The organism is Kitasatospora sp. NPDC052896 (assembly GCF_044547075.1).
Taxonomy (GTDB): domain Bacteria; phylum Actinomycetota; class Actinomycetes; order Streptomycetales; family Streptomycetaceae; genus Kitasatospora.
Window position 1 is genome coordinate 11,990 of sequence record NZ_JBITZU010000006.1, and the last position, 13,380, is coordinate 25,369.

Annotated in this window: 7 protein-coding genes; 1 reads left to right on the top strand and 6 read right to left on the bottom strand. The window is 72.9% G+C overall.

Annotated elements, in window-relative coordinates:
• From ACIGXM_RS14865 to ACIGXM_RS14890, 6 genes are all read right to left on the bottom strand, one after another.
• Positions 1-1,970: condensation domain-containing protein (locus ACIGXM_RS14865; RefSeq protein ID WP_396560735.1), on the bottom strand; the 1,970-nt coding region annotated here is incomplete at its 3' end.
• 2 nt (positions 1,971-1,972) lie between these two features.
• On the bottom strand, positions 1,973-3,787 hold the full coding sequence (locus tag ACIGXM_RS14870) for an acyl-CoA dehydrogenase family protein (RefSeq protein ID WP_396560737.1): 1,815 nt from the start codon (positions 3,785-3,787) through the stop codon (positions 1,973-1,975).
• 41 nt (positions 3,788-3,828) lie between these two features.
• Complete coding sequence (locus ACIGXM_RS14875; protein WP_396560739.1) at positions 3,829-5,529, bottom strand: amino acid adenylation domain-containing protein; 1,701 nt, start codon at positions 5,527-5,529, stop codon at positions 3,829-3,831.
• 73 nt (positions 5,530-5,602) lie between these two features.
• Positions 5,603-7,417, bottom strand: a complete 1,815-nt coding sequence (gene asnB, locus ACIGXM_RS14880; RefSeq protein WP_396560741.1) for an asparagine synthase (glutamine-hydrolyzing) — start codon at positions 7,415-7,417, stop codon at positions 5,603-5,605.
• 68 nt (positions 7,418-7,485) lie between these two features.
• Entirely contained in the window at positions 7,486-8,754 is a 1,269-nt protein-coding gene (locus ACIGXM_RS14885; RefSeq protein WP_396560743.1) for a cytochrome P450, read from the bottom strand.
• 122 nt (positions 8,755-8,876) lie between these two features.
• A complete protein-coding gene (locus ACIGXM_RS14890; RefSeq protein ID WP_396560745.1) occupies positions 8,877-12,665 on the bottom strand; it encodes a type I polyketide synthase in 3,789 nt (1,262 codons plus the stop codon).
• Positions 12,666-13,158: 493 nt separating this feature from the next.
• Between ACIGXM_RS14890 and ACIGXM_RS14895 the strand changes: the two genes are divergently transcribed.
• Positions 13,159-13,368 (top strand): hypothetical protein, encoded by a 210-nt coding sequence (locus ACIGXM_RS14895; protein ID WP_396560747.1) that lies wholly within the window; start codon positions 13,159-13,161, stop codon positions 13,366-13,368.
• The last annotated feature ends 12 nt before the right edge of the window (positions 13,369-13,380 follow it).

Consider the following 13,380-nt stretch of genomic DNA (forward strand, 5'->3'; position numbering starts at 1 on the left):
GCGGCGAGCAGGGAGTGTCCGCCGAGTTCGAAGAAGGAGTCTTCGGTGGTGATGTCTTCGATGCCCAGGACCTCTTGCCAGAGTTCCACCAGCGCGGCCACGGTGGCATCGGCCGCCGTGCTGGTGGTGTGCGCTGTGGGTTGGGGGCCGCGCAGTTCGTCGAGGTGGGTGGCGAAGTCGCCCAGTCGGGGGTGTTCGAAGAGGGCGCGGACGGCGGTTCGGACGCCGAAGCGTTCGCTGGTGAGGTCGACGAGTTCGGCGGCGAGCAGGGAGTGTCCGCCGAGTTCGAAGAAGGAGTCTTCGGTGGTGATGTCTTCGATGCCCAGGACCTCTTGCCAGAGTTCCACCAGCGCCGCCACGGTGGCACCGGCCGCCCCCGCGGAACGGCGGTCGGTGCCGGCGTCCGTCTGAGCTGCCTGGCTGAACCGGACCCGCGGGACCCGGTCCCCGAAGTGCTCGCGCAGCAGCGTCAGCGCCGCCGCCGGCACCTGTGGCCCGCCGACGGCCCCGTCCACGGTCAGCCGCACCGCGAGGTCGGCGTCGCCACCGGTCGGCGTCACCACCGCCCGCGTGATCGAGGGATGCTCCTCGAGCAGCGCGGCCACCTCGCGGGTGTGCACGGTGCCCGTCGGCGTGTCGACCCGCTCGCCGAGCGGGCCGACCGGCTCGTCGGGGTCGGCCGCGATGGCGGCCAGCACCGCCGTGTAGTGCTCCGCCATCGCGGTCAGCAGCGTGGGACCGACCACCCCGGCGGGGTCCTTCCACAGCACGTGGGTGCCGCCGCTGTCCTCGCGGACCATCACCGCCAGGGTGTAGTCGGCGCTGCTCTCCATGTCGAGCAGGCTCAGCCGGCACGAGGCGCCCTCGGCGTGCAGGTCCAGCCGCTGTACGTCGACCTCCTGGTGCAGCCCGGCGTGCCAGTACTGGAAGACCGTCTGGTGGCTGCGCGCGTGCGCCTGCCAACCGGTGAGGCCGACCTCACGCAGGATCGCCGGCAGCGGCAGGTCGCCGTGCGCCATCGCGGCCCGCACCTCGCCCCGCAGGGCGCGGATCAGGCTCGCGTAGCTGTCGGTGCCGCGCAGCTGGTGACGCATGGGCAGGGCGTTGACGAAGTAGCCGACCTTGTCGCGGAGTTCGGCCATCGAACGGCCGTGGAACGGGATCGAGGCGAGCAGGTCGTCCTCTCCCGCGAAGCGCCGCAGCAGCGCGAAGTACCCACCGAGCAGCACGGTGAAGTACGACACCCCCAGCTCGTCGGCCCGCGCCCGCAGTTGCGGCACCAGCGCGGCCGGCACCTCGGTGCTGAGCACCGTGTAGCCGGGCTCGTCCACGGTGGCGGGCAGCTCGAAGTCCGTCCCGGTCCCCAGCGCCGCGCGCCAGTGGGCCCGCTGCGGATCACCGGCGGGGGTGTCGGCCAGCTCGCGCGAACGCCGGGCGAACGCGGTCAGCGGGCCGAGGTGGTCGGCCGGGGTCACGGCCTGCCCGGCGTAGGCGTCCCGCAGTGCGCTCAGCAGCGTCAGGACGGAGGCGCCGTCGTACACCAGGTGGTGTACGGCGATCAGCAGCACGCTGCCCTCGCCGCCGTGCAGCACGTCGACCCTGGCCAGCGGTCCGCTGGTCAGGTCGAACGGCCGCTGCCAGGTGCGTCGGACGGCCTGCTCCAGGCTGCCCGTCACGGTGTGCTCCGCCACCGGGATCGGTGGCGCGTCCGCCCAGCTGAGCCGTGGGCCGGCCGGGCCGTTGACCACCCGGGCCCGCAGCTGCGGGTAGGCCTCGCCCAGCGCGGCGATCGCCTGTCGCAGCCGCCGCGGATCAAGGGTGCCCTCGATCCGGAACGGGGTCGGAATGATGTGGGTCCACTGCTGGGGGTCGAGCCGCCAGGAGACCCACATGGCCTCCTGGCCGACGGAGAGCGGGAGTTCGCAGATCGGATCGGTACCCGGCTGGGCCGTCCGGTAGTTGTTGGTCATCGTCAGTTCCTCGCTCGTCGGCCGGCCCCGAGGGCATCGGCGGTCGTCACGTCGGAGGGCGGCGCGTCCTGGCCGGGCTCGGGCCGGCTCGGCAGGGGGGAACCGAGGCGCGCGAACGCGGCCCGGGCGGCCGCGGGTTCGTCCTCCTGGTCGCGCTGGTGCCGCAGATCGGCCAGCCGGGCCCGGGCGGTGGTGCAGTACACGTCGGCGAGGTCCTGCGGGTCCTGCTGCCCGGCGGTGGCCAGGCTCGCGGCGCGCGCCAGGGTGAGTGACATCGTCATCAGCTCGGTGGCGGTCCGATTGAGCAGGATCAACAGCCGCTGCCGGGAGGCTAGTTCGGAGCGCTGCGGGTGGCGACGGGTCAATTCGAGGCAGTCGCGGCCGAACCGGTGTACCTCCTGACGCACGAAGCGCAGGTGCGCCAGGTTGCGCGTCGAGAGCGCGTGGTCGCCGAAGTCTGCCGGCGGGGCGTGCTCCGCCGCCAACTCGGCCGCGTGGTCGGGCTCGGGGTAGTAGTACGAGAGCAGCGTGCGCCCGCCGCTCCAGCAGTCGAGCAGGAAGTCGACGCCCCCGGTGATCCGCAGGCCGCGGACGTCACGGAAGGCCCGCTCCAGCGGGGCCGGCGGCACCTGCCGGCGCTGCTTGCTCTGCGCGCTCTCGTAGCCCTCGCCGCCCAGCATGGACAGGGTCCGCTCGGCGATCCGCCAACCCAACACCGAGCAGATGTTCTTCGAGGCGTTCTGCTCGAACTTGAGGTTGATGTCCGTGTCCTGGTCCTCGCCGAGCAGGCTCCAGTGCGCCGTGCTCTCCAGGGCGAAGGTCTCGGCCCGCGACTCGGCCAGTTGGCGCTGGATCTCCTCGTACTCCCCGAGGCCCCGACCATCCACCGAACGACGCGCCACGAAGTCACTCGCCCAGCGCAGGCAGAGCTTCGCGGTGGCCAGCGAGGGCGCGGCGATGATGTACAGCCGGCCCCTGACCACCAGCAGGGAGACCGCCGGCGTCAGTCGCGAGGTGTGCTCCGGGTCCGGCTCGGCGAGCGCGAACTCCGCGGGGACCCGGACGTCCTCCAGGTCGAGCCAGCCGAACGGCAGGCCGCGCAGGCCCATCAGCTCCTGCGAGCCGCCTCGACGCACCCCGGGTGTGTCGGTGTCGACGAAGAAGAGCCGGTTGCGCTCGGTGCCGTCCGGCGCCCGCACCGAAGCGGTGACGCTGAACAGGGTCCCGGTCGGCGCGTTGACCACCTGGATCTTGCGCCCGTTGAGCAGGTAGGCCGCGCCGTCCTCCACCGGGACGGCCGTCGTGGTCCGCCCCTGGTTGGCGGCCCCGGCCGGCTCGGTGTCCGCACTGCCGGACGGCGCCCCCGCCAGCACCTGGTCACGGACGCGGTCGGCCAGTGGGCCGGCCGGCAGGACGGGCAGGAAGGCGCCGGCCCCCAGGGCGTTCTCGATGCCCAGCAGCACCGCGACCGGCAGGCACCAGGAGGCGGCCTCCTCGATCACCCGGAAGGTGTTGAGCGAGGACAGGCCGTGGCCGCCGAGGTCCGCGCCGGCCTGGAGCCTGAGGTAGCCGTGCTGGCCCAACTCCGTCAGGAAGCCGTCCGGCAGGGCGCCGTCGACGTCGACCTCGGTGGGGTCGATGCGCTCGCGCAGGAAGGCGCCGAGCGCGGCCACGGCCGCGTCGCCGCGTTCGCGGTCGTCCGGCCGCTGGGTGGGGAAGGGATGGATCAGGTCCCAGCGGAACCGGCCCTGGTACAGCTCCTCCAGGAAGCTGGGTCGGTCGGGGTCGCTGGCGAGGTTACGGGTGCTTGCAGCCATCGGAGTCCTTCGGGTGTGGGGGTTGGCAGTGTGACGTTCCGTCAGCTGAAGGGCGGGGTCGGAGGGGACTGCCATGGCCACGCGGAGAGCGCCTTGCGATCGGTCTTGCCGGACGGGTTGGCCGGCAGCTCGGTGAGCCGGACGAAGCGGGCGGGAACGAGGTGCGCCGGCAGCACCTGGCGCGCGTGGGCGGCCAACTGCTCCGCGTGCTCCTGCTCGGTCGGCGAGGTCCCGGCGGTTGGGCTCCCGGCGGTTGGGGTCCCGGTGGGCGGGGCGGCGTCGGGCGTGGTGTAGAACGCGGTGAGCATCGGCTCGCCGATCCGGCTCACCGTCCTGACCACCTCCAACTCCCGTACGCCGGGCGCGTCCTGGAGGCGGGCCGTCACTTCGCCGAGCTCGATCCGGAAGCCGTTGATCTTCACCTGGTCGTCGGCCCGACCGGCGTAACAGAACATGCCGTCCGGCAGCAGCCTGGCCAGGTCGCCGCTGCGGTAGTAACGCCGGCTGCCGCCACCGGGCGCGGGCAGGTCGGGGAACCGCTCGGCGGTCAGTTCGGGCCGGTGGAGATAGCCGAGGGCGACCCCGCAGCCCGCCACCAGGATCTCGCCGACCTCGCCGGGGCCGATCGGCGCGCCGTCCTCGCCGACCACCAGAACCTCCCAGCCGGCCAGCGGCTCGCCGATGTCCAGCGCGAAGGCCGACCCCCCGGGTGCCTCCGGTGCCCGGTCCAACTCCTCCTCGGTGAAGAGCCGGTAGGTGACGAAGACGGTGGCTTCGGTGATGCCGTAGGTGTTGACGAACCGGGTCCGCCGGGGGGCCAGCGCCCGCCAGGCGCGCGGGTCGCGGATGTCGACGGACTCGCCACCGAAGATCACGTAGCGCAGGGCCGGCGGCGTGCTGCCGGCGCGCCGGGCCGCCCGGGTCAGGTGCCGGAAGACCGAGGGCACCACGTTGAGGACGGTGATGCCCTCGCGGTGCAGCAGCTCCAGCATCGCCCGTGGCGAGGCCGCGACCTGCTGCGGCACCACGACCAGGGTGCCGCCGGTCAGCAGCGCGCCCCAGATCTCCCAGACCGAGAAGTCGAACGAGTAGGAGTGGAAGAGCGTCCACACGTCCTGGTGGCTCAGCTCGTAGCGCTGGACGCAGGCGCTGACCAGTGCCGCCACGTTGCGGTGCGGCACCTGCACGCCCTTGGGGCGCCCGGTGGAGCCCGAGGTGTAGATGACGTACGCGGGCGCGTCCGGGTCCACCGCGAGCTGGGGCGCTCGCACTGGTGCCGGTGGCTGCTCGAGGTCGTCCAGCCGCACCAGCGGCAACCGCGCGAGTTCGGCCGGTACTGGCTGGTCGGAGATGACCAGCGACAGCTCGGCATCCCGGGCGGTGAAGAGCAATCGCTCCGCCGGGTACCCGGGGTCGAGCGGTACGTAGGTGTGTCCACTCCTGAGCACTGCGAGCATCGCCACGACCACGTCGACCCCACGGTCGAGGTGCAGCCCGATCCGCGCCCCGGGCTGCGGGAGGCGGTCGTGCAGCTCGGCCGCCAACCAGGCGGATCGGAGCGCGAGTTGGGTGTAGGTCAGGGAACCGTCGGCATCGCTGACCGCGACCCGGTCGGGGACCTGGGCGGCCTGGACATCGAAGAGTTCGTGCAGCGGCGGCGAGCCGGCCGCCGCGGTGCCCGCGGGCGGTCGGTGCTCGGTCGCCTGGAGGACGGGCAGGTCGCGCTGGACGATGTCGGTCATGGCTGGGCCTCAGCTGGAGTCGGGTTCGGCACGGGGGTCTTGGCCTCGCTGGTGGACTGGCCGGGCGCGCCGCTCACAGCGCCAGCCGGACGTCGCGCCGGCGCAGCCAGCTGTCGAGCTGGAGCACCATCTCGGTGTCGGCCCGTCCCAGCCAGCCGCCGCGGTCCAGCAGCCTCGGATCGTCCACCACCTTGGCGACCGCGGGCAGGTCGAGCAGCGGCAGCACCGGTGCGCCCGGGTCCTCCAGCACCTCGCGAAGCCTGCTGACCAGCGACTGCTTGTACCCGGCGTGGTAGGTGATCGGGAAAGGTACCTTCGGCCGTTCCAGGACCGAGGCGGGCAGCAGGTCCTTGGCGATCGCCCGGAGCAGGCTCTTCTCCCGGCCGTCGAAGGACTTCATCCGCCACGGGACGTTGTAGAGGTAGCCGAACAGCCGGTGGTCGGCGAACGGGAAGCGGATCTGGAGCCCGGCGGCGGCGCCCAGCCGCTCGGAGTGGTTCACCGCCTGCTCGAACAGCCGGGTCATGTTCAGGTAGTCGATCTCACGGGCGCGCTGGTCCTGCGCACTCGAGCCCGCCAGGTGCGGTACCTCCTCCCTGGCCTCCTGGTAGCGCGCCGCGCAGAAGGCGGTGTAGTCCACCTCGCGCAGCAACTCCTCGTCGAACAGGCCGTTGCCGATGCCGTGCGTCATCCCGAAGGTGCGGGCCCGCTCGATCCAGCTGAAGGTCTGGTGCCCGGACGACGTCCGCTCCTGTTCGCTGAGCAGCCCCCCGAACACGGCGTCGGCGGCCTCCCCGCTCAGGGCCAGCGGCGCGTGCTCGGCGACCCGGCGGTAGAACAGGTACGGGGTGAGGTTCTTGTCGCCGAACGGCGAGGGATAGTCCTTGGCCTCCAGCGCCGCGTCCAGGGTCAACGGGTCGATCAGCTCGCTCGGTTCGACCAGGACCTCGTGATGGTCACAGCCCAGCCGGTCCACCACGGCCTGGGCGAACGGCCGGTCGGGCACCGCGGCGGCGCTGTGGCCGAAGGAGACCGTGAAGGTGTTCGGCGCGCAGCCCGCGACCTCGGAGGCCAAGCCGGTGAGCGCACTGGAGTCCAGCCCACCGGAGAGCAGCACCGTCGGCGTGCCGGCCCCGCGCTGTCGCGCGATCGCGTCGTCGAGCAGGCCGCGGGCGGTCTCCATGGTCGGCGCCAGCTCCTGGGTGTGCGGCCGGGCCTCCAGTGACCAGTACCGCTGCTCGACGACCCCGTCGGTCCGGAACCGGGTCAGGTGCGCGGGCCGCACCTCGCGCAGCCCGCGCAGCCCCGCGTGGCCGGGCCGGCGCACCTGGGCCAGCACCGAGCACAGGCTCTCGGCGTCCAACTCGGCCCGCACCAGCGGGTGCGCGGTCAGCGCGGCCACCTCCGAGGCGAACAGCACACCGTCCGGCAGCACCAGGTAGCTCAGCGGCTTGACTCCGAACCGGTCCCGGCACAGGACCAGTTCGGAGCTCCGGACGTCCCAGACGGCGAACGCGAACAGCCCCTCCAACCTCTCCGCGACCGCGCAGCCCCAGCGCAGGTAGCCGCGCAGCACCACCTCGGCGTCGGTGGTCAGCGGGCCCCGCCGGCCGTCATCGGCGAGCAGCGAGCGCAGCTCGGCCGCGTTGTAGAGCACCCCGTCGAAGGTGATCACCGCGAGCGGTCCGTCGTGGTCCTGGACCAGGGTGGGCTGCGCGTCCACCGCGTCCAGCGCGTCGGCACGATGCCCGAGCACGGCGGAACGGCTGGACCACAGCCGTTCGCCGTGGCGGCCGCGTGAGGTGAGTCGAGCCGTCATCGTGGCCGTGGCCAGACCCTCACGGGTCAGGTCACGGCCGCGATCGACCCAGCCGGCGATCCCGGACATAGCAGTGCCTTTCGATGGTCGGAAGGAGGGAGTGGCGGGCGCACGCCGGTGGGCCCGGGGAGCCTCGGTCAGTCGACGCGCAGCGGCAACTCGCGCACGCCGCGCACCGATCCGGCGCGCCAGCTGAGCTGGTCGGCCGGCACCGCGAGGCGCAGCTTCGGGTACCGGCGCAGCGCGGTGCCCAGGGTGATCTCGACCTCCAGCTGAGCCAGCCGGGCGCCGATGCAGTAGTGCAGGCCGTAGCCGAAGCCCAGTTGCTTGGCGGTCGCCGCCCGGGTGACGTCGAAGCGATCGGGATCCGGCCAGTGGCGGGGGTCGCGGTTGGCGGTGGCCACGCCGAGGACGACGTAGGAGCCCTGCGGGATCGTCACACCGCCGATCTCGATGTCCTCCAGCGCGTACCGGTTCAGCCCCGGGTTGACCGGGCCCTCGTGCCGCATCACCTCGTCGACGACGTCGGGGAGCAGCGCGGGATCGGCCCGCACCAGTGCCAACTGCTCGGGCTCGCGCAGCAGCGAGAGCACCGCGCTGCTGATCAGCTGCGCGGAGGTCTCGTAGCCGCCGAACAGCAGCAGCCCGGCCATGCTGACCAACTCGTCGTCGGTCAGCGACTGGCCGTCGGCGCTCACCTTGGTCAGCTCGCTGAACAGGTCTGGGCCGGGAGCGGCACGCCGGGCCACGACGAGCCCGCGCACGTACGTGTCGAAGGCGTCCAGCGCCTCGATGGTCCGGCGGGCGGCCTCGTCGTCCGCCTGCATGCCGCCGAGGACACTGGCCGCGGTGCGGAACAGGTCCGCGTCGGCGGCGGAGACACCGAGCAGCTCGCAGATCACCGTGATCGGCAGCTGGTTGGAGACCGCCTCCACCAGGTCGAACTCGGCGCGTCCGTCGAGCGCGTCGAACAGCTCGTCGGTGATCTCCTGGATCCGCGGGCGCATGCCCTCGATCCGCTTGGCGCTGAAGGCCCGCACCACCAGCTTGCGCAGGCGGTCGTGGTCCGGCGGGTCGAGGTTGGCCATCGCCCGGCCGAGCAGCTTGCTGGTGCGCAGTGTCACCTGCCAGCGCGGCGGCAGCGGCTCGGGCGGTAGCACCTGCTGGAGGCCGCGGCCCAGTTCGTTGCTGAGCCGGGGGTCGGCCAGCGCTGCCATCACCTCGTCGTAGCGGGTGATCAGCCAGCGCTCGACGCCGTTCGGCAACCGCACCCGGTGCACCGGGCCGGCCTCGAGCAGCCGTTCCAGTTCGGGGAACGGGTTCTGGGTGAAATCGGCGTCGAGCTGATGGACGGTCTCGGCGGCGCCCGCGGGGTACGGGCAGCTCGCTCGGTCGGCTTCTGACACGGGAATCCTTTGACTGGCGGCCGGTCGGGCCGGTCGACGGGGGAGTGGAACGGATGGTGGGCGAAGAGGTCGTTGCTGGGGACCGCCGTGTCGGCGGTGCGGGTCGGTGCCGGAGGTGTGGGTCAGTCCAGCCGATCGAGGTGTGACCGCAGGCCGGCCGCGAGCGTGGCGGCGTGCTCGGGGCCCAGGGCCGACCAGTGGTCGCCAGGGATCGGGCTGACCTGGACCGCGTCCCGGTAGAGCGGGGCGAGCTGGCGACCCAGCGCCGCACAGCGCGCCTCGTCGGCCGCCGCCTTGAACAACACCAGCCCGCACGGCGCGGGTTGCGGACGGTGACGGAGCATCGCGGTGAGGTTGGCGTTGTGCACCCGGACGAAGTCGGGTACCCCGGCTGTCCGCTGCGCGGCGAGGTCACCGATCCGGTTCAACCCGTTGGGCCGTGTGCCACCCTCGCGGCCGGGCCCGGCACCCAGCAGCTTCGAGCGGCCGCGCTTGACCACCGCCTCCACCTGGAACGCCAGCGCCTGCCTCAGCCAGCGGGGGAGCGCCGCGACCGGGCGACCGCCGGTGTTCGGCAGGTAGCCGTCGATCGCCAGCAACAGCCCCACCTCGGCGCCCTCGGCGGCGAGTTGCCGAGTCATCTCGTGCGCCACCATCGCACCGAACGACCAACCACCCAGCAGGTAGGGACCGTTCGGCCGGGCCCGGCGCAGCACGCTCACCTGGTGAGCGGCGATCTGCTCCAACCGGTACAGGGTGCGCCGTCGGTCGTGCATCCCCGGTGACTCGATGCCGTAGACGGGACGGGAGTCGTCCATCGCCGCCGCCAGGTGCCGGTAGCTCAACGTGCTGCCGCCCGCCGGCGCGAGGAGGAAGAGCGGCTCGCGCGGACCGCCGTCACGCAGCAGCGTGAGTCCGGGGACGTCCGGTAGCGCACCGCGGGGGGCGGAAGCGGTCCGGGCCCTCGTCGCGCTTTCGCCTGCCGGTGTCCGCGGCCTGGCCAGCTCGACCAGGCGACGGAAGGTCAGGGTGGTCGCCACGGCGGCGGCCGGGATCTGTGTCCCGGTCTCCGCCCGGACCTGGGCGAGCAGACCCACGATCATCAGGGACGAACCGCCGAGTTCGTAGAAGTCGTCACCGGCGACCGCGCTACCCACGCCCAGTGCGGCGCACCACAGGGCCGACAGCCGCTCCAGCCGGGCATCGGGGGAGCCGTCCCGGCCGATCACCTGGGTTCCCCGTGTGGGGTGTGGCGGCCGCGTCCCCCGTGCCGGGCTGTCCTGTGCCGGCTGCCGCATCGGCTGCGGGGCCGGTGGCGAGGCCGGACGGCAGCGGGTGCCCGCCATCGGATGCGGTGGCAGCGAGACCAACTGGCCCCGCCCGGCCGGGCGCAGCTCCTCCCAGGGCACCGCCACCCCCTGCTCCCAGAGCCGGCCCAGTCCGCGCAGCACGGCAGCGGCCTCCTGCCCGGGGTCGCGCCCGAGGAGCGCCACCGCGCCCGGCACCTGGGCGCCGCGCGCCCCGACCACGGCCTGCCGGCTCAGGCCGTTGCCGGGGCCGAGTTCGATCAGCACGTTGGCGCCACCGCCGACCAGGGTGCGCAGCCCCCGGTCAAGGCGGACGGTGCCCAGCAGTTGGCCGGCCCAGTAGTCGGGATCGCCCAGGCCGGCCGGGTCGGCCCAGCCGCCGGTGAGGTTGGAGACGAGTGGGATCCGCGGCTTCTGGTGCGCGGTAGTCGCCACCGCCCGGCGCAGCGCCTCGGCGGCGGGGGCCATCAGTGGTGAGTGGAAGGCGTGTTCGGTCTCCAACAGGCGGACCTGGACGCCCTGTTCGCGCTGCTCCCTGGCCAGCGCGCTGATCCGGGCCACCGGACCGGAGAGCACCACGTGATCACCGCCCGCCACCGCGAGCGTCACCTCGTGGTCGAGCAGCGAGCCGGCCTGGTCCGCGCCGATCCGCAGTGCCACCATCCGGCCGGGGGCGGCGTCGTGCATGGCCTGCGCGCGCTGCCAGACTAGGCCGAGCGCGTCCGGCAGCTCCCAGAGGCCGGCCACCGCGGCGCCGGTGTACTCGCCGACGCTGTGCCCGAACAGGGCCGTCGGGTGCACCTCCCAGGCTTCCAACTGCCGTGCCAGGCCGTAGCCCAGGACGAACAGGCCGAGCTGTTGGTGCCGGGTGTCGGCGAACCAGGACGCCGCGGTGGTCGGGTCCAGCATCGCGGCGAGCTCCACGCCGAACCGTCGCCGGACCTGCGCCCGGCAGTCCTCGAAGACGTCACGGAAGACCGGGAGCAGCCCGTGGGCACCCCGTCCGTAGCCGGCCCGCAAGGCGCCCTGACCGGGGAAGAGGAAGGCCGGTTCGGGAGTGCGCAGCGCGAGGGTGACCCGCTCGGCCTCGCGCACCTGCTGGGCGGCTCGGGCCGGATCGTCGACCAGCACCGTCACGCGGTGGCGGAAGCGGCGCCGGTCGGCCAGGGTGCGGGCGGTGTCGACCAAGGCGGGGGCATCCGGTGCGGCGAGCCGATCGGCGAGCTGGTCGCGCAGGGTGCCCAGGGTCTGCGGGGAGGTCGTCGACAGACAGAGCACCACCGGCTCGGCGGCTCCCTGCCCGCTCGTCGCCTCGGACGCGGGCGGCGGGGCCTCCCCCAGTACCACGTGCGCGTTGGTGCCACCGATCCCGAACGAGCTCACCCCGGCCAACCGGGGACCCGCGCTGGGCCATGGGTGCAACGTCGTGCTGATCCGGAACGGCGTGTCATCGAGCTTGAGGTCGGGGTTGGGGCGCTCGAAGTGCGGGGTCGGCACGAACTCCCGGTGCTGGAGCATCAACGCCGTCTTGATCAGCCCGGCCACGCCCGACGCGGCCCCGGTGTGACCGAGGTTGGCCTTCGCGGCACCGAGCAGGCAGTAGCCGGTGCGGTCGGTGCTCGCCCGGTAGGCCGCGGTGAGCGCGGCCAGCTCGACGGGGTCGCCGACCCGGGTTCCGGTGCCGTGCGCCTCCACGTAGCCGATGTCGTCCGCCTCGACGCCGGCTTGGGCCAGTGCGAGCTGGATCACGTCGCGCTGACCGGTCACCGAGGGCGCGGTGTAGCCGATCTTCTCGCCACCGTCGTTGTTGATCGCCGAACCGTGGATCACCGCGATGACGCGGTCACCGTGCTCCAGGGCGTCGGCCAGCCGTTTGAGCACCACCACACCGACTCCGCTGCTGCTCACCGTGCCGGTGGCCGCCGCGTCGAAGGCTCGGCAACGACCGTCCTTGGCGAGGATGTTGCCCTCCTGGTAGAGGTAGCCGCCGGCCTCGGGCAGCCGGACCGTCACCCCACCGGCCAACGCGGTGTCGCACTCGTACCCGAGGAGGGCGCGACAGGCTTGGTGCACGGCGACCAGCGAGGTCGAGCAGGCGGTCTGGACGCTGACGGCCGGTCCGCGCAGCCCCAGCTTGTAGGCGACCCGGGTGGCCAGGAAGTCCTTCTCGTAGCCGATGATCCGCATGGTGGCCCGGGTCGGGTCGGCGCCGCTGAAGGCGGGCGGTGCGGCGGTGTCGCAGCCCGCGTAGACACCGATCCAGCCGTCGGTGCGCGCGGGGTCGACACCGGCGTCGTCCAGCGCCTGCGCCGCGCACTCCAGGAACACTCGTTGCTGGGGGTCGATCCCCTCGGCCTCGGCCGCGCTGTAGCCGAAGTGCTCCCAGTCGAAGTGGTCGGCGTCGGGGAGAACGCCTCGAACCGGCACGTAGTCGGGGTGTTCGATCAGCGCCGGGTCCACCCCGGCCGCCAGCAGTTCGGCGGGTGTGAAACGGCGCAGGCCGTCCGCGCCCGTCCGCAGGTTCGCCCAGAACTCGGCGACGTCCCGGGCGCCGGGCAGCCGGCAGGACATCCCGATGATCGCGATCGCGTTCTCCTGGCTCATCGGAACGACCTCTTTCTGGGCGGGCTGGACAGCGCGTGGTGGTCCGGCCGCTGCGCGGCACGCGGCGGACCGGACTGAAGGACGGGGAGGCGGGGGACAGATCCTGGCCGCGACGGCGGGCGGGCGGGCCCAGGCTGAGCGGGCGGACGGCGGCACCGGCACCGTCACGGAGCCGGTGCCGTTCCCCGAGTGACGCGTTGAACGCTCGCAAGCGGCGATAGACGTCAAATCTACGGCCGATCTACGGCCCGGGCGGTGGCTACCGGCGGCTGCTGGGCCTGGCCCGGCCTGGCGAGGCTCGAACTCGTGCTGGCACGGGTCACTTGCCGGCCGCCACCCGAGGCATCCGGCACGGGACCAGCAGCCACCCCAGGCGATGAAGCGTGCGAGCCGACAGCGCGGTGAAGCCCGTTGATCGTTCGTTGATCGGTGTCCGCCAAACTTCTGACCGAAGCAGCCACAAGCTGATCAACTTGAACCAGAGGTATTGGATATGAAGCGAGCTGTGCCCTTCCTGCCCACCCGTGCCGCCCTGGGTGCTGTCTCGGTCTGTGCGCTGGCCGCCGTGCTCCCGATGGCGGTGACGGCCACCCAGGGCGGGGCGACGCACGCCGCCGCCCTCGTCACGACCAGCAACGGCGCCCCGACCCAGTACGGCTCCGGCGGTGCCGAGATCAAGGAGTGGAACAGCACCGGATCCTGATCGAGCGCCGGC